Source organism: Streptomyces carpinensis (assembly GCF_002154505.1).
GTDB lineage: Bacteria > Actinomycetota > Actinomycetes > Streptomycetales > Streptomycetaceae > Streptomyces > Streptomyces carpinensis.
The window spans coordinates 42,463-63,908 of sequence record NZ_MUBM01000064.1 but is presented as its reverse complement, the minus strand read 5'-3'; the positions used below and the strand labels follow the sequence as shown (position 1 = coordinate 63,908).

17 protein-coding genes are annotated in these 21,446 nt (G+C 71.9%); 14 read left to right on the top strand and 3 right to left on the bottom strand.

Going from position 1 to position 21,446, the window contains the following annotated elements; translation table 11 throughout:
• Window positions 1–45 precede the first annotated feature (45 nt).
• From uvrC to BZY54_RS09360, 11 genes are all read left to right on the top strand, one after another.
• On the top strand, window positions 46–2,145 hold the full coding sequence (gene uvrC, locus BZY54_RS09410) for an excinuclease ABC subunit UvrC (protein ID WP_086724443.1): 2,100 nt from the start codon (window positions 46–48) through the stop codon (window positions 2,143–2,145).
• A complete protein-coding gene (gene rapZ / locus BZY54_RS09405; protein ID WP_086724441.1) occupies window positions 2,142–3,170 on the top strand; it encodes an RNase adapter RapZ in 1,029 nt (342 codons plus the stop codon). Before uvrC ends, rapZ begins: the two co-directional genes overlap by 4 nt.
• On the top strand, window positions 3,167–4,282 hold the full coding sequence (locus tag BZY54_RS09400) for a gluconeogenesis factor YvcK family protein (RefSeq protein WP_086724439.1): 1,116 nt from the start codon (window positions 3,167–3,169) through the stop codon (window positions 4,280–4,282). Before rapZ ends, BZY54_RS09400 begins: the two co-directional genes overlap by 4 nt.
• Window positions 4,273–5,262, top strand: coding sequence for a DNA-binding protein WhiA (gene whiA / locus BZY54_RS09395; RefSeq protein ID WP_086724437.1), 990 nt, complete (start codon window positions 4,273–4,275; stop codon window positions 5,260–5,262). The genes BZY54_RS09400 and whiA overlap by 10 nt, the downstream gene beginning before the upstream one ends.
• A 1,181-nt stretch (window positions 5,263–6,443) precedes the next feature.
• Entirely contained in the window at window positions 6,444–7,451 is a 1,008-nt protein-coding gene (gene gap, locus BZY54_RS09390; protein ID WP_086724435.1) for a type I glyceraldehyde-3-phosphate dehydrogenase, read from the top strand.
• 205 nt (window positions 7,452–7,656) lie between these two features.
• Complete coding sequence (locus BZY54_RS09385; protein ID WP_086724433.1) at window positions 7,657–8,868, top strand: phosphoglycerate kinase; 1,212 nt, start codon at window positions 7,657–7,659, stop codon at window positions 8,866–8,868.
• 6 nt (window positions 8,869–8,874) lie between these two features.
• Window positions 8,875–9,651 (top strand): triose-phosphate isomerase, encoded by a 777-nt coding sequence (tpiA, locus tag BZY54_RS09380; protein ID WP_086724431.1) that lies wholly within the window; start codon window positions 8,875–8,877, stop codon window positions 9,649–9,651.
• A 107-nt stretch (window positions 9,652–9,758) separates the two neighbouring features.
• On the top strand, window positions 9,759–9,995 hold the full coding sequence (secG, locus tag BZY54_RS09375; protein ID WP_086724429.1) for a preprotein translocase subunit SecG: 237 nt from the start codon (window positions 9,759–9,761) through the stop codon (window positions 9,993–9,995).
• A 228-nt stretch (window positions 9,996–10,223) separates the two neighbouring features.
• A complete protein-coding gene (locus tag BZY54_RS09370) occupies window positions 10,224–10,559 on the top strand; it encodes an RNA polymerase-binding protein RbpA (RefSeq protein WP_003957010.1) in 336 nt (111 codons plus the stop codon).
• Window positions 10,560–10,694: 135 nt separating this feature from the next.
• Complete coding sequence (locus BZY54_RS09365) at window positions 10,695–11,975, top strand: MFS transporter (RefSeq protein ID WP_086724427.1); 1,281 nt, start codon at window positions 10,695–10,697, stop codon at window positions 11,973–11,975.
• 329 nt (window positions 11,976–12,304) lie between these two features.
• A complete protein-coding gene (locus tag BZY54_RS09360; protein WP_167413969.1) occupies window positions 12,305–13,240 on the top strand; it encodes a hypothetical protein in 936 nt (311 codons plus the stop codon).
• A 45-nt stretch (window positions 13,241–13,285) separates the two neighbouring features.
• Here BZY54_RS09360 and BZY54_RS09355 read toward each other — a convergent pair whose 3' ends face one another.
• The 3 genes from BZY54_RS09355 to BZY54_RS09345 are packed head-to-tail and all read right to left on the bottom strand — an operon-like array spanning window position 13,286 to window position 16,849.
• Window positions 13,286–15,583, bottom strand: a complete 2,298-nt coding sequence (locus tag BZY54_RS09355; protein WP_086724425.1) for an FtsX-like permease family protein — start codon at window positions 15,581–15,583, stop codon at window positions 13,286–13,288.
• Window positions 15,584–15,587: 4 nt separating this feature from the next.
• Window positions 15,588–16,337, bottom strand: a complete 750-nt coding sequence (locus tag BZY54_RS09350) for an ABC transporter ATP-binding protein (RefSeq protein ID WP_086724424.1) — start codon at window positions 16,335–16,337, stop codon at window positions 15,588–15,590.
• On the bottom strand, window positions 16,334–16,849 hold the full coding sequence (locus tag BZY54_RS09345) for a PadR family transcriptional regulator (protein ID WP_086724422.1): 516 nt from the start codon (window positions 16,847–16,849) through the stop codon (window positions 16,334–16,336). The genes BZY54_RS09350 and BZY54_RS09345 overlap by 4 nt, the downstream gene beginning before the upstream one ends.
• A gap of 143 nt (window positions 16,850–16,992) precedes the next feature.
• Here BZY54_RS09345 and BZY54_RS09340 point away from each other — a divergent pair, with 143 nt between their 5' ends.
• The 3 genes from BZY54_RS09340 to BZY54_RS09330 all read left to right on the top strand — a co-directional run bounded on the left by BZY54_RS09340 (window position 16,993) and on the right by BZY54_RS09330 (window position 21,441).
• On the top strand, window positions 16,993–18,264 hold the full coding sequence (locus BZY54_RS09340) for an ABC transporter substrate-binding protein (protein ID WP_086724420.1): 1,272 nt from the start codon (window positions 16,993–16,995) through the stop codon (window positions 18,262–18,264).
• Between the two features lie 190 nt (window positions 18,265–18,454).
• Window positions 18,455–20,077, top strand: coding sequence for a glycoside hydrolase family 13 protein (locus BZY54_RS09335; RefSeq protein ID WP_086724418.1), 1,623 nt, complete (start codon window positions 18,455–18,457; stop codon window positions 20,075–20,077).
• Between the two features lie 35 nt (window positions 20,078–20,112).
• Window positions 20,113–21,441 carry an ABC transporter substrate-binding protein gene (locus BZY54_RS09330; protein WP_086724416.1) on the top strand — a complete coding sequence of 443 codons (1,329 nt, stop codon included), beginning with the start codon at window positions 20,113–20,115 and terminating at the stop codon, window positions 21,439–21,441.
• The last annotated feature ends 5 nt before the right edge of the window (window positions 21,442–21,446 follow it).

Below are 21,446 nucleotides of genomic sequence, written 5' to 3'. Positions count from 1 at the left end.
CACAGCCTCGCCGCGCTGTCACTCCTCGCCAGTAGGGTGTGAGACATGGCCGACCCCTCCAGCTACCGCCCCAAGCCGGGAGACATCCCGGACTCTCCCGGGGTCTACCGGTTCCGGGACGAGCACCGCCGGGTGATCTACGTCGGAAAGGCGAAGAGCCTGCGCCAGCGCCTGGCGAACTACTTCCAGGATCTGGCCAACCTCCACCCGCGCACCCGCAGCATGGTCACCACGGCCGCGTCGGTGGAGTGGACCGTGGTGTCCACGGAGGTCGAGGCCCTCCAGCTGGAGTACTCCTGGATCAAGGAGTACGACCCCCGGTTCAACGTCAAGTACCGCGACGACAAGAGCTACCCGTACCTCGCGGTGACGATGAACGAGGAGTTCCCGCGCGTCCAGGTCATGCGCGGCCACAAGAAGAAGGGTGTGCGCTACTTCGGGCCGTACGCCCACGCGTGGGCCATCCGCGACACCGTCGACCTGCTGCTGCGCGTCTTCCCCGTGCGCACCTGCTCGGCCGGCGTCTTCAAGAACGCCGCCCGCACCGGCCGCCCCTGCCTCCTCGGCTACATCGGCAAGTGCTCCGCGCCGTGCGTGGGCCGGATCTCCGCCGAGGACCACCGGGAGCTGGCCGAGGAGTTCAGCGACTTCATGGCCGGCCGCACGGGCACCTACCTGCGCCGCCTGGAGCAGCAGATGACGCAGGCGGCCGAGGAGATGGAGTACGAGCGGGCGGCGCGCCTGCGCGACGACATCGGGGCCCTGAAGAAGGCCATGGAGAAGAACGCGGTCGTGCTCGCCGACGCGACCGACGCCGACCTCGTCGCGGTCGCCGAGGACGAGCTGGAGGCCGCCGTGCAGATCTTCCACGTGCGCGGCGGGCGCGTGCGCGGTCAGCGCGGCTGGGTGACCGACAAGGTCGAGGACGTCACCACCGGCGCCCTCGTCGAACACGCCCTGCAGCAGCTGTACGGCGAGGAGAGCGGGGACGCCGTCCCCAAGGAGGTCCTCGTCCCCGCCCTGCCCGACCCGGTCGAGCCGGTGCAGCAGTGGCTCACCGACCGCCGCGGCTCGGGCGTGTCGCTGCGCATCCCCCAGCGCGGCGACAAGAAGGCGCTCATGGAGACCGTGCAGCGCAACGCCCAGCAGGCGCTCGTGCTGCACAAGACCAAGCGCGCCTCCGACCTGACCACCCGCTCGCGCGCCCTGGAGGAGATCGCCGAGGCACTCGACCTGGACAGCGCCCCGCTCCGCATCGAGTGCTACGACATCTCCCACCTCCAGGGCGAGGACGTGGTGGCGTCCATGGTGGTCTTCGAGGACGGGCTGCAGCGCAAGAGCGAGTACCGCCGCTTCCAGATCAGGGGGTTCGAGGGGCAGGACGACGTCCGCTCCATGCACGAGGTGATCACCCGGCGCTTCAAGCGCTATCTGGCCGAGAAGGAGAGGACCGGCGAGTGGGCCGACGGCGAGTACGCCGCCACGGCCGGTGAGGCCCCCGCCGAGGACACGCCCGACGGTCCCGTCGGCGCCCTCACCGAGGACGACGGGCGCCCCAAGCGCTTCGCCTACCCTCCGCAGCTCGTCGTCGTCGACGGCGGGCAGCCCCAGGTCGCCGCCGCCCGGCGGGCCCTGGACGAGCTCGGCATCGACGACATCGCCGTGTGCGGCCTGGCCAAGCGCCTGGAGGAGGTGTGGCTGCCCGGCGACGACGACCCGGTGGTGCTGCCCCGCACCAGCGAGGGGCTGTACCTGCTGCAGCGCGTCCGTGACGAGGCCCACCGCTTCGCCATCACCTACCAGCGCACCAAGCGGGCCAAGCGGTTCCGCGCGGGCCCCCTGGACGAGGTGCCGGGCCTCGGAGAGACCCGCAAACGGGCGCTGATCAAGCATTTCGGCTCGGTGAAGAGGCTGCGGTCCGCCACCGTCGACCAGATCTGCGAGGTACCCGGCATAGGCCGCAAGACGGCCGAGACCGTCGCCGTCGCCCTCGCCCAGGCGGCCCCGGCCGCCCCGGCCGTGAACACGGCGACCGGAGAGATCATGGAAGACGTGGAAGAGACGGCATCCGGAGCGACCGCCGGTGCCGCAGGGGCGCCCGTGCCCACGGGCGCCCCGGACGAACGACGGGGGCAGGAGACATGACCGAGCACCACGAACAGCCCACACAGCGGCCGGATCAGGCTCACCCCACGGAGCGGCGGGATCAGGCCCGCGAGGAACCACGCGAGGACCAGCGGCAGCCCGCGGTCCGGGAAAACGGAGCACAGGTGAGTACGGGCATCGACACGGCCGGCGTCCCCGACGCGGCCATCCCCGAGCTGGTGATCATCTCCGGCATGTCCGGGGCCGGCCGGTCCACGGCCGCCAAGTGTCTGGAGGACCTCGGCTGGTTCGTCGTCGACAACCTGCCGCCCGCGCTGATCCCCACCATGGTGGAGCTCGGCGCCCGCTCGCAGGGCAACGTGGCGCGCATCGCGGTCGTCGTCGACGTCCGCGGCCGCCGCTTCTTCGACAACCTCCGCGAGTCCCTGGCGGACCTGGAGGCCAGGCAGGTCACCCGGCGGATCGTCTTCCTGGAGTCCTCCGACGAAGCCCTGGTGCGCCGCTTCGAGTCGGTGCGCCGGCCCCACCCCCTCCAGGGCGACGGCCGCATCGTCGACGGCATCGCCGCCGAGCGGGAGCTGCTGCGCGAGCTGCGCGGCGACGCCGACCTGGTGATCGACACCTCCAGCCTCAACGTGCACGAGCTGCGCGCCAAGATGGACGCCCAGTTCGCCGGCGAGGAGGAGCCCGAGCTGCGGGCCACGGTGATGTCCTTCGGCTTCAAGTACGGCCTCCCCGTCGACGCCGACCTGGTCGCCGACATGCGGTTCCTGCCCAACCCGCACTGGGTGCCGGAGCTGCGCCCCTACACCGGCCTCAACGAGGAGGTCGCCGGGTACGTCTTCAACCAGCCCGGCGCCAAGGAGTTCCTGGACCGCTACGCCGAGCTGCTGCGGCTGATCGCGGCCGGCTACCGCCGCGAGGGAAAGCGCTACGTGACCATCGCCATCGGCTGCACGGGCGGCAAGCACCGCTCGGTGGCCATGTCGGAGAAGCTCGCCGCACGGCTCGCGGCCGAGGGCGTGGAGACCGTCGTCGTCCACCGGGACATGGGGCGCGAGTGACCGGACGTACTCCGCGGCTGAGCAGACTGCGCCGAGCGGTGCCCGAGGGACGGATGGGACGACTGTCCGCCGGGTCGGGCCGCCAGGGGACCGACGGGCGCACGCCCCGCCCCGTCGAGGCCCGCGGCGCCCGGCCGCGCCGTCGCGGTGCCCAGCCCAAGGTGGTCGCCCTCGGTGGCGGCATGGGCCTGTCCGCGTCGCTCGCCGCACTGCGCCGGATCACCGGCGACCTCACCGCCGTCGTCACCGTCGCCGACGACGGCGGCTCCAGCGGGCGTCTGCGCGACGAGCTGGGTGTGCTGCCGCCCGGCGACCTGCGCAAGGCGCTGGCCGCGCTGTGCGGAGACGACGACTGGGGCCAGACCTGGGCGCGCGTCATCCAGCACCGCTTCACCTCCCAGGGCGATCTGCACGACCACGCCGTCGGCAACCTCTTGATCGTCGCCCTGTGGGAGCAGCTCGGCGACCACGTCCAGGCCCTGGACCTGGTCGGCAAGCTGCTCGGCGCGCACGGGCGCGTGCTGCCCATGTCCGCCGTACCGCTCGAGCTCCAGGCCCTGGTCAAGGGGCACGACCCGGAGCGACCCGAGGACGTGGACACGGTCCTCGGACAGGCCACGGTGGCGCTCACGCCCGGCGAGGTGCAGTCCGTGCACCTCGTGCCGCGCGACCCGCCCGCCGTTCCGGAGGCCGTGGCGGCCGTGCTGGACGCGGACTGGGTGGTGCTCGGCCCGGGCTCCTGGTTCTCCTCGGTCATCCCGCACCTGCTGGTGCCCGAGCTGCTGGACGCGCTCACCGAGACGAAGGCACGCCGGGTTCTCTCCCTGAACCTCGCCCCGCAGCCGGGAGAAACCGAGGGCTTCTCCCCGCAGCGTCATTTGGAGGTTTTGGGACGACACGCCCCTAAACTCGCCCTGGACGTGGTGCTGGCCGACGAGGCCGCCGTGCCTGACCGCGAAGTCCTCACCGAGGCCGCCAAGCGGTTCGGCGCCGCGGTCGAGCTGGCGCCGGTGGCCCGGAGGGACGGAACTCCGCGGCATGACCCGGAACTGTTGGCCGCCGCGTACGACCGTATTTTTCGGATGCATGGAAGGATCGGCCCATGGCGATGACGGCAGCGGTGAAGGACGAGATCTCCCGGCTCCCCGTCACCCGGACCTGCTGCAGGAAGGCGGAGGTATCCGCCATTCTGCGGTTCGCCGGCGGCCTCCACCTGGTCAGCGGGCGCATCGTGATCGAGGCGGAACTGGACACCGCCATGGCGGCGCGGCGGCTGAAGCGGGACATCCTGGAGATCTTCGGGCACAGCTCCGAGCTGATCGTGATGGCACCGGGCGGGCTGCGCCGCGGCTCGCGCTACGTCGTGCGTGTCGTCGCGGGCGGCGACCAGCTGGCCCGTCAGACGGGTCTCGTCGACGGGCGGGGCCGCCCGATCCGCGGCCTGCCCCCGCAGGTGGTCTCGGGGGCCACCTGCGACGCCGAGGCCGCCTGGCGCGGGGCCTTCCTGGCACACGGCTCGCTCACCGAGCCGGGCCGGTCCTCGTCGCTGGAGGTGACCTGCCCGGGGCCGGAGGCCGCGCTCGCCCTGGTCGGCGCCGCCCGCCGGCTGTCCATCGCCGCGAAGGCCCGTGAGGTGCGCGGAGTGGACCGGGTCGTCGTCCGTGACGGTGATGCCATCGGCGCGCTGCTGACGCGTCTGGGCGCCCACGAGTCCGTGCTGGCCTGGGAGGAGCGGCGGATGCGCCGCGAGGTCCGGGCCACGGCGAACCGGCTGGCCAACTTCGACGACGCCAACCTGCGGCGCTCGGCCCGCGCAGCCGTCGCCGCCGGTGCCCGCGTGGCACGGGCCCTGGAGATCCTCGGCGACGACGTGCCCGAGCACCTCGCGGCCGCGGGCCGGCTGCGCATGGAGCACAAGCAGGCCTCCCTGGAGGAACTGGGCGCGCTCGCCGACCCGCCGCTGACCAAGGACGCCGTCGCCGGCCGCATCCGCCGGCTGCTGGCCATGGCCGACAAGCGCGCCTCGGACCTGGGCATCCCGGGAACCGAGGCCAACCTCACCGAGGAGCTCGCCGACAACCTCGCGGGCTGAGCGGACGACCTCGCGGGCGACCCGTACGACTCCCGCCGGGTGCGGCCGCTCGCGCGGGTTCGCGGGTGTGCGGGCGCACGCGCTCAGCCGCGGCCGGGCCGGCCGGTGCCTCCTGGGCGCGGCCCGTTGGCGTGCCGCAGCAGCAGGGCACCGGTGCGGCCCTCGGTGCGGCCGCGGGCGCACACGCGCAGGCCGTGCCGCCGCGCTCGGGTCGTAGTGGACCGCGCTCACGCCGGCGAGGGGCCCTACGCCGTTCACGCGGCGTAGGCCGGTGTACGCGCGCCGCGCCCGCCGCCTCTCCGGCAGCAGCCGTACTCCCGCCTCTCCCATTCGCTTGTGCGGCATCGACTACCCCCCGGCAGCCGAACTCCTCCTCCGCGGCGTCGGACGGCAGGTGCCGGCACCGGCCCCGGACGACGTCCTCCACAAGGCGCTCACCGCACCCCGACGACCCGGCCGTCCCCGGTTACCGCTCGCGGCTCTCCTCGGAGCCGTACCCCGCCGACGGCGAGGCGGACGGCCACGCGGGCGACGTCAACGGCATGGCACAAGCCCCGAGATGTCGACCCGTCAGGCCTCCTGCGACGCCGACCCGAACGCCGCCCGGAACGCGGCCGACCGCCGCTCCGGCTTGGCCTTCGCCGATGACGAGAGGCTGACCCAGCAGGAGTTCGGGAAGCACACCCCGTTCGCGCTCTCCGCCGCCGAGACCGAGGCACCGCTTCTATTCCGACGAGTACCGGGCCCGGGTGCCCAGCCGCCCGGCAGTCAGGCCGTACTCGAGGACCGGACGCCCAGCGGCACCTCTTCAGGGCGTCCGCAGCGGTCGCCGCGGACCGGACGGTGCTGCTCGGTTCCGGCCTGGAGCACCTCCCGTCGGCGGGTGCCCGGACGGCCCCGACGAGGAAGGCGACCACGGCATTTCACATGTGAGCCGGGGTACTCACGAAAGAGTGACCAATGCGGTCAACCCGCCACCGACAACCGTAGCGAAATGGAGTGATCCGGGCGCTCGTGCGAGCGGCCCTCACCTCTACTGACGCGTACGGATCGCCGTGCCTTTCCGGGAGCGTCCGAATGTCACTTCAGGGGGCTCGGAGGGGTAGGGTCGTGGGTGGTCGGGGACATCCCAATACAGCTCGCCGGCGTCGAAACCGGCGTACCAACGAGGAGATCGGTTCGTGACGATCCGCGTAGGCATCAACGGCTTTGGCCGCATCGGTCGTAACTACTTCCGCGCGCTGCTGGAGCAGGGTGCAGACATCGAGATCGTGGCTGTCAACGACCTGGGTGACACCGCGACCACCGCTCACCTGCTGAAGTACGACACCATCCTCGGCCGCCTCAAGCAGGAGGTCTCGCACACCGAGGACACCATCACCGTCGACGGCAAGACCATCAAGGTCCTCTCCGAGCGCAACCCGGCGGAGATCCCCTGGGGCGAACTGGGCGTGGACATCGTCATCGAGTCCACCGGCATCTTCACCAAGAAGGAAGACGCCGAGAAGCACCTGGCCGGCGGTGCCAAGAAGGTCATCATCTCCGCCCCGGCGAAGAACGAGGACGTCACCATCGTCATGGGCGTCAACCAGGACACCTACGACGCGGCGAACCACAACGTCATCTCCAACGCCTCCTGCACCACCAACTGTGTGGCGCCGATGGCGAAGGTCCTCGACGAGAACTTCGGCATCGTCAAGGGCCTGATGACCACGGTGCACGCGTACACCAACGACCAGCGGATCCTGGACTTCCCGCACAAGGACCTGCGCCGCGCCCGCGCCGCCGCCGAGAACATCATCCCGACCACCACCGGCGCCGCCAAGGCGACCGCCCTGGTGCTGCCGCAGCTCAAGGGCAAGCTGGACGGCATGGCCATGCGCGTCCCGGTCCCCACCGGCTCGGTCACCGACCTCGTCGTCGAGCTCTCCCGCGAGGTCACCAAGGAAGAGGTCAACGCCGCCTTCCAGAAGGCCGCCGAGGGCGAGCTGAAGGGCATCCTCGAGTACACCGAGGACCCGATCGTCTCCTCCGACATCGTCAACGCCCCGGCGTCCTGCACCTTCGACTCCTCCCTGACGATGGTCCAGGAGGGCAAGAACGTGAAGGTCATCGGTTGGTACGACAACGAGTGGGGCTACTCCAACCGCCTCGTCGACCTGACGGTGTTCGTCGGCAACCAGCTCTGATCGACTCAAGCAGGCACCTCGATGTGAGTGCAGGGCTCGGGCAGCGCAGCGTCGCGCGGTCCGGGCCCTGACGCACGTACGGCGGGCCGGGCCGCACGCACAGCGGGCCCGCCCACGCCGGCACCGTGCCGGTCCACGACCCCGGCCGACGTGCGGATCGACCAGCCCTCGTACGATCAAGAGCCCCTCCTCAGGAGTCCCATCCATGAAGACGATCGACGAACTTCTCTCCGAAGGCGTGAACGGAAAGCGGGTCTTCGTCCGCGCCGACCTCAACGTGCCGCTGGCCGACGGTGTCATCACCGACGACGGCCGCATCCGTGCCGTGCTGCCCACCGTCAAGGCTCTCGCCGAGGCGGGCGCCAAGGTGGTCGTGGCCTCTCACCTGGGCCGCCCCAAGGGTGCCCCGGACCCCGCCTTCTCGCTGCTGCCCGCCGCCGAGCGGCTCGGGGAACTCCTCGGCGCGCCCGTCGCGTTCGCCCAGGACACCGTCGGCCCCGCGGCCCACGACGCCGTGGACGGCCTTCAGCCCGGCCAGGTCGCCGTCATCGAGAACCTGCGCTTCAACCCCGGCGAGACCTCCAAGGACGACACCGAGCGCGGCGAGTTCGCCGACCGGCTCGCCGCCCTCGCGGACGTCTACGTCGGCGACGGCTTCGGCGCGGTGCACCGCAAGCACGCCTCCGTCTACGACCTCCCGGCCCGCCTGCCGCACTACGCCGGCTACCTCATCGCCACCGAGGTCGGCGTCCTGAAGAAGCTCACCGATGACGTCAAGCGGCCCTACGTCGTCGCCCTCGGCGGTGCCAAGGTCTCCGACAAGCTCGCCGTCATCGATCAGCTGCTCGGCAAGGCCGACCGGCTGCTCATCGGCGGCGGCATGGCGTACACCTTCCTCAAGGCCAAGGGCTACGAGGTCGGCAAGTCGCTCCTGCAGGAGGACCAGATCCAGGCCGTCCAGGAGTACATCGAGCGGGCCGAGAAGACCGGCGTCGAACTGGTGCTCCCGGTGGACGCGCTGGTCTCGCCCGACTTCCCGGACCTGAAGACCAAGGCCCCGGCCCACCCCACCGCCGTCGCCGCGGACGCCATCCCGGCCGACCAGGAGGGCCTGGACATCGGCCCCGAGACCCGCAAGCTGTACGCCTCGAAGCTCGCCGACGCCGCCACCGTCTTCTGGAACGGCCCGATGGGCGTCTTCGAGCACCCCGACTTCGCCGAGGGCACCAGGGCGGTCGCCCAGGCCCTGATCGACTCGGACGGCTTCACCGTCGTGGGCGGCGGCGACTCCGCGGCCGCCGTCCGTACGCTGGGCTTCGACGAGTCGGCATTCGGCCACATCTCGACCGGCGGCGGCGCCTCCCTCGAGTACCTCGAGGGCAAGACGCTCCCCGGCCTCGCCGCACTGGAGGACTGAACCTTAATGAGCACTCGCACGCCGCTGATGGCGGGCAACTGGAAGATGAACCTCAACCACCTCGAGGCCATCGCGCACGTCCAGAAGCTCGCCTTCGCCCTGGCCGACAAGGACTACGAGGCCGTCGAGGTCGCCGTCCTGCCGCCCTTCACCGACCTGCGCTCCGTGCAGACCCTGGTCGACGGCGACAAGCTCAAGATCAAGTACGGCGCCCAGGACATCTCGCAGCACGACTCCGGCGCCTACACCGGCGAGATCTCCGGCCCGATGCTGGCCAAGCTCAAGTGCACCTACGCGGTGATCGGCCACTCCGAGCGCCGCCAGTACCACAACGAGACCGACGAGCTGGTGAACGCCAAGGTCAAGGCCGCCTACAAGCACGGCCTGACCCCGATCCTGTGCGTCGGCGAGGAGCTGGAGGTCCGCGACGCGGGCAACCACGTCTCCCACACCCTCGCCCAGGTCGAGGGCGGTCTGAAGGACCTCCCGGCCGAGCAGGCCGAGTCGATCGTGATCGCCTACGAGCCGGTGTGGGCCATCGGCACCGGCAAGGTCTGCGGCGCCGAGGACGCCCAGGAGGTCTGCGCGGCGATCCGCGGCAAGATCGCCGAGCTGTACTCGCAGGAGCTGGCCGACAAGGTCCGCATCCAGTACGGCGGCTCCGTGAAGGCGGGCAACGTCGCCGAGATCATGGCGCAGGCCGACATCGACGGCGCCCTGGTCGGCGGGGCCTCGCTGGACGCCGACGAGTTCGTCAAGATCGTCCGCTTCCGCGAGCAGTGAGCCGGACATGAGTAGGCGGTAGCGGCGATACGTCGTACCCTGGCGGGGGCACAGCCGAGGTGCTGTGCCCCCGTCGTCCATCCGAATCCGAGGAAGTTGGTCCAGCCGTGGTTTTGGGGTTCTCGATCGCCCTGATCATCTTCAGCCTGCTGCTGATGCTGCTGGTGCTGATGCACAAGGGAAAGGGCGGCGGCCTCTCCGACATGTTCGGTGGCGGCATGCAGTCGTCCGTCGGCGGCTCCTCGGTCGCCGAGCGCAACCTCGACCGCATCACCCTGGTGATCGGCCTGCTGTGGTTCGCGTGCATCGTCGTCCTCGGCATCCTGATGAAGTCCAGCAGCTGACGAGGACCCGTCGGCCGAGTGCAGGCCGGCGAACACCACACATTCCGTACGTAAGGCCCCATGGTCGGTACGCGCTGCTGAGCGCGGCCTATCATGGGGCTTGCGTCTGTGGTGGGGTCGGTAACTCCAATCACTGGACGCGCGTTGGGCCTTACGTAGACTGAGGCGCTCGCAGCGAAGCGGAACGCCGACTCGCTTCGCGGCACCATCACGCAGGGAGTTACGACCGTGGCAAGTGGCAACGCGATCCGAGGAAGCCGGGTCGGGGCGGGGCCGATGGGCGAGGCCGAGCGCGGCGAGTCCGCGCCGCGTCTGCGCATCTCCTTCTGGTGCTCCAACGGGCACGAGACGCAGCCCAGCTTCGCCAGCGACGCGCAGGTCCCCGACACCTGGGACTGCCCGCGCTGCGGCTTCCCGGCCGGTCAGGACCGGGACAACCCGCCGGACCCGCCCCGCACCGAGCCGTACAAGACGCATCTGGCGTACGTACGGGAGCGGCGCAGCGACGCGGACGGCGAGGCGATCCTCGCCGAGGCGCTCGCCAAACTGCGCGGCGAGATCTAGGAGTTGACGTCCGGCCGGTGCCCGCGGGCAGGCGCCGGACCTGCTTGGTTCCCCGGCCCGCCGGTCACCGCGGACCGATTGTCAGTGGTGCCCTCTACGGTTTGTGCATCGGCGAATCGTGAGGGGGCGAAGACGGTGACGACGGTCAGGGCCGCGGAGGCGGCCGAGACGGGGGCGACTCCCGCGTGGCGCGGGGCGTTCGGACGGCTGTGGAGTGCCGCCGTGCTGTCCAGCTTCGGTGACGCGCTGCGTACGGCGGCGCTGCCCCTGCTGGCCGCCACACTGACCGCAGACCCCCTGCTCATCGCCTCGGTCACGGCCTGCGGCTACCTGCCCTGGCTCGTCTTCGGACTGCTCGGCGGCGCCGTCGCCGACCGTGTGGACCAGCGGCGCGCGATGTGGACGGTGGACGCGGTACGCGGCCTGCTGGTCGGCGGCTTCGCGGTGGCGGTCGCCCTCGGACACGCCTCGATCGCCCTGCTGATCGCCCTGGCCTTCGCCCTCACCACGCTGCAGACGCTCTTCGACAACGCCGCCACGGCCCTGCTGCCCGCCCTCGTGGACCGTGTGGCGCTCGGCAGCGCCAACGCCCGGCTGATGACGGGACAGCGCATCGCGGGCGGGCTGCTGGGCGGCCCGGCCGTTCCCCTGCTGCTCGCCGCCGGGGCCGCCGCGCCGTTCGCCGTCGACGCCGTCACCTTCCTGGTGGCCGCCGCTCTGGTGGCCTCGCTGCGGACGAGCGCGCCCGGGCGGAATCCGAGACCCGCGGGGAGCACCCTGCGCCGCGAGATCGCCGACGGCCTGCGCACCCTCACCCGGGACCGGGCGCTCAGGGCCCTGTGCGCCGCCACCGCCCTGTGCAACGTCGGGATGGGCGCCCTCATCGCCACCCTGGTGGTCCTGGTGACCGGCCGGCTGCACGCCGGTCCCGGCGGATACGCGGCGGCCACCACCGCCTACACGATCGGCAGTCTCGCCGGGGGAGCGGTCAACCGCCGGATCGTTGCGGGACTGGGCAGGATACGCGCCGTGCTCCTGGCCGGCACGGTGCAGATCGCCGCCCTGCTCGTCATGGGATCGGTGCCCAGCCTGGTCGCGCTGGTGGCCGCGCTGGCCGTCTTCGGACTGATGGGCATGGTGTGGAACGTCAACACCACCACGCTGATGCAGCAGCGCAGCCCCGCCGACATGCTCGGCCGGGTCAGCGCGGCCTTCCGGACCCTGGCCGTCGCCGGAGCGCCCGTCGGCGCACTGCTCGGCGGTGTCGTCGCCACCGCCTGGGGGCCCGGGACCCCGCCGCTGCTCACGGCCGCGTTCTTCGTGCTGTCCGTGATCGCGCTGCTACCGGCGCGCCGGCAGCACGCAGGAGTGGTTGCGCCCGAGCAGCAGGTGCCCCCGCACCGCACCACGGCGTGACGTCGGCTCAGGCCACCTGTGGATCAAACAGCTTGGACCGGCAGCGGGGCAGGACACAGCAGGACAGCCGGGAAAGAAGGCTGTAGCCCGAGACGAACGCGGACGGCCGTACCGGGCTCGACCGCAGGCCCGAGCGGACCGCGCCGGCCAAGCACCGTGAGCAGCTCGCCGGGACCCGGCTGCGGGACCTGTTCGCGGCGGACCCGAGGCGTGGTGCCGGATACACCCTCCAGGTCCGCGATCTGTACGCCGACTGGTGAGGTGAAGGGCCGCGTCCGTTCCCGTAGACTCCTCGCGATCATGAACGCCATGACTCGGGGGAGTGCAACGTGGCCGGTTCGCAAGGGAGTTGGCTGAGTGGGACGCTGACCGCACGGTCGCTGCTGCGGCCCGGGGAGGTCGCTCGGGCGGTGTTCCACCCGGCCTGGATCCCGGACACGCTCGACCCGGCCGTGGAGAAGCTCAAACGCGCGCGGTTCATCGCCGGGACGGTCGCGGCGGTCGGTGTCTACACGTTCGTCGAGGGCGGCTTCGCCTTCGAGGAAATGCTGGGGAACATGCTGACGGCGTCCGCCGTGCTGCTGTTCGTCACACCGCTGACGGTGGGCGTGATGCTGTACGTGTGGCGGCGCGCCGGCACCGTGCGGGATCTGAGGCAGCCGCTGCTGAACTCGCTGAAGCTGCTGCTGGCGTTCGTGGGGACGATCGTCGGCACCGTCGTGATGTGGCGGGTGGCGGCCGGCAGCGGCCTGCTGGTGCTGGTGCTGGGGTTCGTCGCCCTGTGGCTCACCTGGTTCGTGGGCCACGGTGCGTTCCAGGTCTCGGGGAACTTCTTCGGCACCGCAGCAGTACACCGCTGTCTGCCACCCCTGCTGGCCACCGTGACGACATGGCTGATGGCGATCCCCGACCTGGTCACGGGTGACCTGCACGGGCTCAGCCTCACTCTGGGCTTCCTCTTCGTCCTCGGCGCGCCGGTCACGGTGACCGGCATCGCCGTGCTGGAGATGCGCCGGCTCAGGAGCGGCTACGGCATCCGGCTGGGCGCCCACCCGGCGACGCTACCCCGGTCGGCCCCGCCGATGCCGCGCACACCGCCACCGCCGTACGTGCCGCCGCAGGGCAGCTCGCACCCCGGCCCCTACGGCAACCTGTACGCGCCTGGGACGCCGCCGCCGTACCCGCCGCCCGGTAACCCCTATGCACCCGGGGCGGCGCCGTACCCGCCCCAGCGCAACCCCTATGGCAACCCGTACGGCAGCTGAGCCGCAGCGCCCCACCGGAGCCCCCGGCACCCGGGGCGGGGCGGTTCAGGCCACCGCGCTCAACGTGTCCGCGAGCCGTCGCCGCGCCGCCCGGGACGCGGGCAGTGCGGCGAGTCCCGCCGCGCCCACCACCGCGGCGGCACCGAACAGCAGCAGGAGCAGCGGGGAGGGTCCCGCCGCGATGCCCGCGCCGATACCGCTGGAGCGGCCCTGGGCGTCGATCAGCCAGCGGGCCAGCGGCAGGCCCGCGGCCGTGGCGACCACCACGGCCGCCAGCGCGGTGCAGCTGGTGGCGGTCACCGTGATCGCGGTGATCTGGCGCGGGGAGAGTCCGATCGCCTTCAGTGCCAGCAGGTCCCGCTCGCCCTCGCGGACGGTGCCGCCGATCGCGGTCAGCAGTTCCACGAGCCCGATCAGCGCGAGCACGCAGACCAGTCCGGCGACCACGGCACGCAACGGGGACAGCCCGTCGGCCGGGTTGGTCACGGTGTGCACGTCCAGGTGTCCGTGACCGGCCGCGAGCAGGGCGGCGGCGACTTCATGGGCGTCGGCGCCCGGGCGCAGCCGCAGTTGGTAGAGGGTCGGGGTGAGTTGCGGGTCGTTCTCGCGGAGGGTGTCCAGCGAGGTGGAGATGACCCGGCCGCCGTTCTCCGGCTCGATGCTGCGGCCCACGATGTGCAGGATCTGCGGCTGCTCGCCCACCGTCATCCGCACCCAGTCGCCGACGCGCACGTCGAGAAGGTCGAGCAGGCCCTGCCCGGCCACCGCCTCGTCCGGACCGTTGGCGGGGCGGCCCTCGGCGAGGGTGTACGGGTAGGGGTCCTGACGGGTGCCGAGGCCCCGCAGGGCGATCGTGGCGGTCTGGCCCGGGACCAGCGCCGCCGTCTCCACACCCGGGTAGACGGCGGCGACCCGTGGCTGGCGGTCCAGCAGGGTCCGCGTTCCCCGGTCGCCGAGCGTGCCGTCCCCGCGGACGGTGAGCGCGGCCGGCAGACCGAGCTGCTCGGGCCGGCTGTGGAAGCGGTCGATGGTGGTCCAGGCGCTCATCGCCACCACGATCAGCAGCAGTGGCAGCGCGAGCCGGCCGACCGTGGCCAGGGTGCGCGGGCGGCGGGCGAAGGCCTGGTGCCCGCCCAGGACCAGCGCGGGCGGCAGCCGCAATCCGAGCAGCCGCAGGGCGAGTGCCCGGCGCGCCGCGCCCGGCAGCCGGCCGCCGGAAGCCGCCGTTCGGCGGGGCACCGGCACCGGCGGCACCCGGCCTGCCCGCCAGGCCGCGAGCCCGGTGACCGCCCCGATGAACAGCACCGCCCCCACCGGAACCACGAACAGCTCCGCCGTGTGCCCGGGCAGCCCCTGCCACATTCCGACCGCGTCACCGAGCCGCCCCGGCACCCGGGCGCCCAGCCCCTGGATGAGGGCCGCCGAGGCCACGGCGCCCAGCACGGCGTACGCCACGTGCTGGAGCAGGAAGATCCGGACCACCTGGCCGGGCGTGAAGCCGATCGCCTTCAGGACCGAGATGTCCCGCAGATGACCGCGGATCCGGGTGCCGATCGCCCCGTGCACCGCGAACCCGGCGGCCACCAGTGCGCCCAGGCCGAACAGGCCCAGCACCTGGCCGAGCAGCCGGTTGTCGCCCTGTGCCTCGGCCCGCGCCTGCTGCCAGGTGGAGACCTCCGTGACCGAGCCCGCGCCGAGGACGGTGACGGCGCGCTGGACCGCGTAGTCCGTGTCGTCGGGGTCGGTGAGGCGCAGGCCCACGACCTGCCCGCGCGTATCGCGCACGGCGGACGGCAGGGCCCACACGAGTCCGGGCTGCTCGCCCGGGCCGTAGCGGGGTTCGGCGCTGTCGGCGATGCCCACCACGGTCAGCGTCCGGGCCGTGCCGGGCAGCGTCAGGGTGTCCCCGGGCTCGGCGAGCAGGGCGCGGGCGAGGCGGTCCTCCAGCACCACGCCGTCGGGCCGGGCGGGGTCGAGCCAGTGGCCCGAGACGAACAGCGGGCGGCCGACGGCCGGCTGTCCGGGGGTGCCGCGCAGTTCGACGAAGGCGCGGGTGCCACGCACGGAGACGGTGGCGGACTCGGTGGCGTACGGGCCGGCGACGGCGTCCACGCCGTCCAGGGCGGCAAGCCGGCGGGTGTCCGCGGACGGCAGGGCGTGGATCCACACGTGCGCGCCGCGCGCCTGCGTGAAGACCCGCTGCCACGGATTGGTGGCGTATCCGAACAGCGCCGTGGCCAGCAGCAGCGAGGCGACGACGCCGGCGGTCGCGAGCACGAGGAAGAGGGCCTCGCCGCGGTGCGTCCGCAGATCGGAGTGCGCCCAGCGCAGGGTGGCACGCATGGGGTCAGTCCCTCAGCTCCAGCACACCGGACGTCCCGGCCCTGCGGGACGGCGCGCCGTCCAGCTCCGCGTCGTCTGCGATGCGGCCGTCGAAGAAGCTGATCACGCGGTCCGCGGCGCTCGCCAGCCGGGCGTCGTGGGTGACCAGGACGATGGTCTGGCCGCGCCCGTGGAAGCGGGACAGCAGCCGCATCACCTCGCGGGTGCCCTTGCTGTCCAGGCTGCCGGCCGGCTCGTCGGCCAGCAGCAGCGGTGGACGGTTGACCAGGGCGCGGGCCAGGGCGACGCGCTGCTGCTCGCCGCCGGACAGCTCGCCCGGCATGCTGCGCTCCTTGCCGGCGAGGCCCAGCTCGGCCAGCAGCTCCTCGCGCTCGGCGCGCGCCTGCTTCGGGGAGAGGCCGGCGAGCAGCGCGGGCAGTTCGACGTTGTCGGCGACCGAGAGGTTCGAGACCAGGTTGAAGAACTGGAAGACGATGCCGATGCGCTTCCTGCGCTCCACGGCCCAGCGCGCCTCGCTGTAGCCGTCGGTCCGCTCGCCGTCCAGCCAGTAACTGCCCTCGTCCGGCCGCTGGAGTCCGCCCAGCAGGTGCAGCAGCGTCGACTTGCCGGCGCCGGACGGGCCGGTGACGGCCACGAACTCGCCCCGCGCCACCCGGAGATCCACCCCGCGCACGGCGTGGGCGGGCGCACCCTCGCCGTGGTGCGTCTTGACGAGACCCTCGGCGCGCAGCAGGGGAGTGGGGCGGTCGTTCACTCCGGCTCCTCCAGTTCCTCCTGGCACCGTTCCAGCCAGTCCAGGTCGGCCTGCAGGTGCAGCATGGCGCCCTCGATCAGCAGATGGGCGATTCTGTTGTCCCGGTTCTCGGCCGCGGCGAGCTTCGACAGGTTGCGCATGGTGTTGAGGTACTGACGCCGCTGCTTGTTGATGAGGGCGATCTGGTCGGCCAGGCCGGTCTGCGGTGCGAGGGCGAGCTTCATGAAGAACTCGTCCCGCACCCGCGGCTCGTCCTCGGGCTCCGCGAACCAGGCGCGCAGCTCCTCGCGTCCGGCGTCGGTGAGGTGGTAGATCTTCTTGTTGGGTCGGCTGGACTGCTCGACCTCCTCGCCCTCGATCAGTCCCGACTTCTCCAGGCGGCCGAGGGTCACGTAGATCTGGCCGACGTTCGGCTGAGGGTACGCGGAGCCCAGCAGTTGCTCAAGGTCCTGCTTGAGCTCGTAGCCGTGGGCGGGTCCGCGCGCGAGGAGTGCCAGGAGGGGCAGGCGCACTCGTGCTGTCCTCCTAGGTCCTCGTCATCTGCCTCCGGGGCACGTGATGTGCTCCAGGCCCTAGTATCGCCCATACCTAACGGGTATACATGGCCCCTGACGTCGGGCGAGGGTGCCCGGTGCCGGTGTGCAAGGAGGAACCTATGCGGTGGATACGCGCCGCCGGTAGGGGCCTCCTCGTCCTGGCCGTGATCACCACCGGCTGCGTCGCCTCCGGTGCCCGCGCCGGGGAGGGGAGCGGCGGCGGTCGAGGCCCGCTCACCCTGGCCACCGCCGGGGACCTCACCGGCTATCTCGGGTCCCTTCTCCAGGGCTGGAACCGCACCCACCCCGCCGAGCGGGTCACCCTCGTCGAGCTGCCGGACTCCGCCGACGAGACCCACGCGCAGATGACCACCGATCTGCGCGGCGGCGACCGCAGCCGGTTCGACGTGCTCAACATCGACGTCAACTGGACCTCGGAGTTCGCCGCCGCCGGCTGGATCCGCCCGCTGCCGCGCGACCGCTTCCCGCTGAAGACGTTCCTGCCGCCGGTCGTCGACACGGCCACCTACGACGGACAGCTGTACGCCGTTCCGTACGTCACGAACGCCGGGCTGCTCCTGTACCGCAAGGACGTCCTGGCCGAGGAGGGCGTACCGCCGCCGCGCACCTGGGCCGAGCTGGAGCATGACGCGAGAACCATCGCGCCCAGGTACGGACTCGACGGCTACGCGGGCCAGTTCCTGCCCTACGAGGGCCTCACCGTCAACGCGGCCGAGGCGGTGTACTCGGCGGGCGGCACGATCCTCGGCGACGAGGGCGCGCGCGTCACCGTCAACTCCGCCGCGGCCCGCGAGGGCATCGGATTTTTGGCCCGCGGCTTCCGCGAGGGCTGGATTCCCAAGGCCGCGCTCACCTACAAGGAGGAGGAGTCCAAGCAGGCCTTCCAGGACGGCCGGCTGCTCTTCCTGCGCAACTGGCCGTACGCCGTCGCCGTCGCCTCCGCCCAGGGCTCCAGGGTCGCCGGGAAGATCGGCGCCGTACCCCTGCCGGGACCGGACGGGCCGGGCACGAGCGTCCTCGGCGGCTCCAACCTCGCCGTCAACACCCACGCGCGGCATCCCGACTCCGCCGCGCGCCTGATCGCGTACCTCACCAGCGAGCCCGTCCAGCGCCAGGTGCTCACCCGGGGCTCGCTGCCGCCGGTGCGTGCCGCGCTCTACGAAGACCCCGCTCTCGTACGGCGGTTCCCGTATCTGCCGACCCTGCGCGCCGCCGTGCTCTCGGCCGCGCCGCGTCCCAAGAGCCCGCACTACGACCAGGTCAGCCTGGTGGTGCAGGCCGTCGTGCACGATGCGCTGACCGGGCGGCAGACGCCCGAGCAGGCCGTGCTTCGGCTGGCGCGGGAACTCGACGCCATCGCCCGTCGATAGGGCCGTCGGCAGACCTCTCTAGATACGTGTTAGGTAACGCTGACATCACTTCTCTGTCGATCTCGCCCGGACAAGTCCTGATTTATTAGGTCAACCCCTCAGTAGCTTGTGCCGTGTTCGTTGACACGTTCCTGAAGCGGCTACCTAACATGCATGCATAACGGCTGCTGACCAGAGACAGGGCAACGGGTTGAACAGGCATTGTTGGTGGCGCGACGCGGTGATCTACCAGGTGTACGTCCGCAGCTTCCTGGACAGCACCGGCGACGGCATCGGCGATCTGGCCGGGGTCCGGGCCGGGCTGCCGTACCTGAAGAAGCTCGGTGTGGACGGGATCTGGCTGAGCCCCTTCTACCCCTCACCGCAGCACGACCACGGCTACGACGTCGCCGACTACTGCGACGTCGACCCGCTCTTCGGCGACCTGGCCGAGTTCGACCTGCTGATGACGGCCGCCCGCCGGCTGGGTATCAGGGTGCTGCTGGACATCGTCCCCAACCACTGCTCCAGCGAGCACCCCTGGTTCCGCGAGGCGCTCGCCTCCCCGCCCGGCAGCCCGGCCCGCGCCCGCTTCCACTTCGCCGACGGCCGCGGCCCCGACGGCGCAGAGCCGCCCAACAACTGGCACGCCATGTTCGGCGGCCCGGCCTGGACCCGGATCGCCGAGACCGACGGCCGGCCCGGCCAGTGGTACCTGCACATGTTCACGCCCGAACAGCCCGACTGGAACTGGCGCGACGCAGAGGTCCCCGCCCAGTTCGACCGGGTGCTGCGCTTCTGGCTGGACCGCGGCGTCGACGGCTTCCGCATCGACGTCGCCGCAGGCCTCTTCAAACACCCCGAACTGCCCGACTCCCCGGACCCGGAGGCCGACGCCCGCACCCGCGACTCGGTCAACCCGCTCGCCTGGAACCAGCCCGAGGTGCACGACGTGTGGCGGCACTGGCGCTCCGTCTGCGAGGAGTACACCGCTCGCGACGGCCGCGAACGTCTGCTCGTCGGCGAGGTGTCCGTGCCGAGCGCCCGCGAACACGCCCTGTACGTCCGCCCGGACGAACTCCAGCAGGCGTTCTTCTTCGACCTGCTCAGCGCCCCCTGGGACGCCGACGCCTTCCGCAAGGTCGTCTCCGAGGCCATGCAGGACATAGCCGGCACCGGCTCCACGGTCACCTGGGTCCTCAACAACCACGACCAGGTCCGCACCGTCACGCGCTACGGCGAACCCGCCACCGACGGCAGCGGCCTCGGCGCCGCCCGCGCCCGCGCCGCCGCGCTGCTGATGCTGGCGCTGCCCGGAGCCGCGTACGTCTACCAGGGCGAGGAACTCGGCCTGCCCGAGGTCGTCGACCTGCCCGACGACGTGCTCACCGACCCGATCTTCCGCCGCACCGGCAGCCGCGCCCGCGTCCGCGACGGCTGCCGGGTGCCGCTGCCCTGGTCGGGCCAGGTCTCCCCGTTCGGCTTCACCTCCGGCGCCGAGGGCGTGCGGCCCTGGCTGCCGCAGCCGGAGTACTTCGCCGAGTACGCCACCGACCGCGCCCTCGCCGACACCCGCTCCTTCTGGCACCTGTACCGCGACGGCCTGCAACTGCGTCGGGAACTGCCCCAGTTGGGCGAGGGCGACCTGCGCTGGCTGGACACCCCGCCGGGCGTCCTGGCCTTCGTCCGCGGCGACGGCCTGGTCTGTGCCGTCAACTTCGCTACGGCTCCCGCGACCGCCCCCGTCCCGGGCACCCCGCTGCTGGCCAGCGGCCCCTGTCCGCCCGGGGTGCTGCCCGGTTCCACGGCCGCCTGGTGGATCGGCGACCTCTGATCCGCGCAATCCCAACCCTCGAAGGGACATCAACGATGATGCGACGTACCACCCTGCTCACCGGCTGCACCGCCCTCGTCCTCGCCCTCGGCGCCACCGCCTGCGGCGGCGACCCCGTCTCGGCGGGCGGCGGCGACAAGGCGCTGAGCGGCCAGACCGTCACGGTCGCCGGTGTCTGGTCCGGCAGTGAGCAGAAGAACTTCCAGAAGGTGCTGGACGCCTTCACCGCGAAGACCGGCGCCAAGACCCAGTTCGTGTCCACGGGCGACAACGTCTCCACCGTCGTCGGCAGCAAGATCGAGGGCGGCAACGCCCCCGACGTGGTGATGGTCCCGCAGGTCGGCGTGCTCCAGCAGTTCGCGAAGAAGGGCTGGCTCACCGGGCTGTCCGCCACCACGCAGAAGGAGGTGGACGCGGGCTATGCGCCCGTGTGGAAGAAGTACGGCAGCGTCGACGGCACCCTGTACGGCCTGTACTTCAAGGCCGCCCACAAGTCGACCGTCTGGTACAGCCCCGACGCGCTCACCCAGGCCGGCGTCAAGCCGCCCACGACGTACGAGGCGATGCTCAAGGCCGGGCACACCGTCTCCGACTCCGGCCTCGCGGCCTTCGCGGTCGCCGGGCAGGACGGCTGGACCCTCACCGACTGGTTCGAGAACATCTACCTCTCCCAGGCCGGACCCGAGAAGTACGACGCCCTCGCCGCGCACAGGCTGAAGTGGACCGACGCCAGTGTGGTCAAGGCGCTCACCACGCTCGGCAAGCTGTTCAAGGACAAGCAGCTGATCGCGGGCGGGCAGAAGGAGGCCCTCAACACCGACTTCCCCGGCTCGGTGGAGAAGGTGTTCGGGCCCAAGCCGGAGGCCGGCATGGTCTACGAGGGCGACTTCGTCGCCGGCGTGGCCCACGACCAGTTCGGCCGGACCATCGGCCAGGACGCGAACTTCTTCCCCTTCCCCGCCGTCGACGGCGGCAAGGCACCCGTGGTCAGCGGTGGCGACGCGGCCGTCGTGCTCAAGGACGGCAAGAACGCCAAGGCCGGCATGAAACTCCTGGAGTACCTGGCCACCCCCGAGGCCGCGGCCGTGTGGGCGAAGGCGGGCGGCTTCCTGTCCCCGAACAGGAAGCTCGACCTCGCCTCCTACGGCGACGACGTCACCCGCGCCACGGCCAAGTCCCTGGTCGACGCGGGCGACTCGGTCCGCTTCGACATGTCCGACCAGGCCCCGGCCGCCTTCGGTGGCACCAAGGGCACCGGCGAGTGGAAGCTGCTCCAGGACTTCCTGCGCGACCCGTCGGACCCGAAGGGCACCGCGGCCGAGCTGGAGGCCGCGGCGGCCAAGGCGTACCAGGGCCAGGGCTGAGCGGC

Excerpts from the sequence above, each read along its gene's own strand:
- uvrC (WP_086724443.1), top strand. The coding sequence starts at position 46 with ATGGCCGACCCCTCCAGCTACCGCCCCAAGCCGGGAGACATCCCGGAC.
- rapZ (WP_086724441.1), top strand. The coding sequence starts at position 2,142 with ATGACCGAGCACCACGAACAGCCCACACAGCGGCCGGATCAGGCTCAC.
- whiA (WP_086724437.1), top strand. The coding sequence starts at position 4,273 with ATGGCGATGACGGCAGCGGTGAAGGACGAGATCTCCCGGCTCCCCGTC.
- BZY54_RS09385 (WP_086724433.1), top strand. The coding sequence starts at position 7,657 with ATGAAGACGATCGACGAACTTCTCTCCGAAGGCGTGAACGGAAAGCGG.
- tpiA (WP_086724431.1), top strand. The coding sequence starts at position 8,875 with ATGAGCACTCGCACGCCGCTGATGGCGGGCAACTGGAAGATGAACCTC.
- BZY54_RS09355 (WP_086724425.1), bottom strand. The coding sequence starts at position 15,583 with ATGCGTGCCACCCTGCGCTGGGCGCACTCCGATCTGCGGACGCACCGC.
- BZY54_RS09340 (WP_086724420.1), top strand. The coding sequence starts at position 16,993 with ATGCGGTGGATACGCGCCGCCGGTAGGGGCCTCCTCGTCCTGGCCGTG.
- BZY54_RS09330 (WP_086724416.1), top strand. The coding sequence starts at position 20,113 with ATGATGCGACGTACCACCCTGCTCACCGGCTGCACCGCCCTCGTCCTC.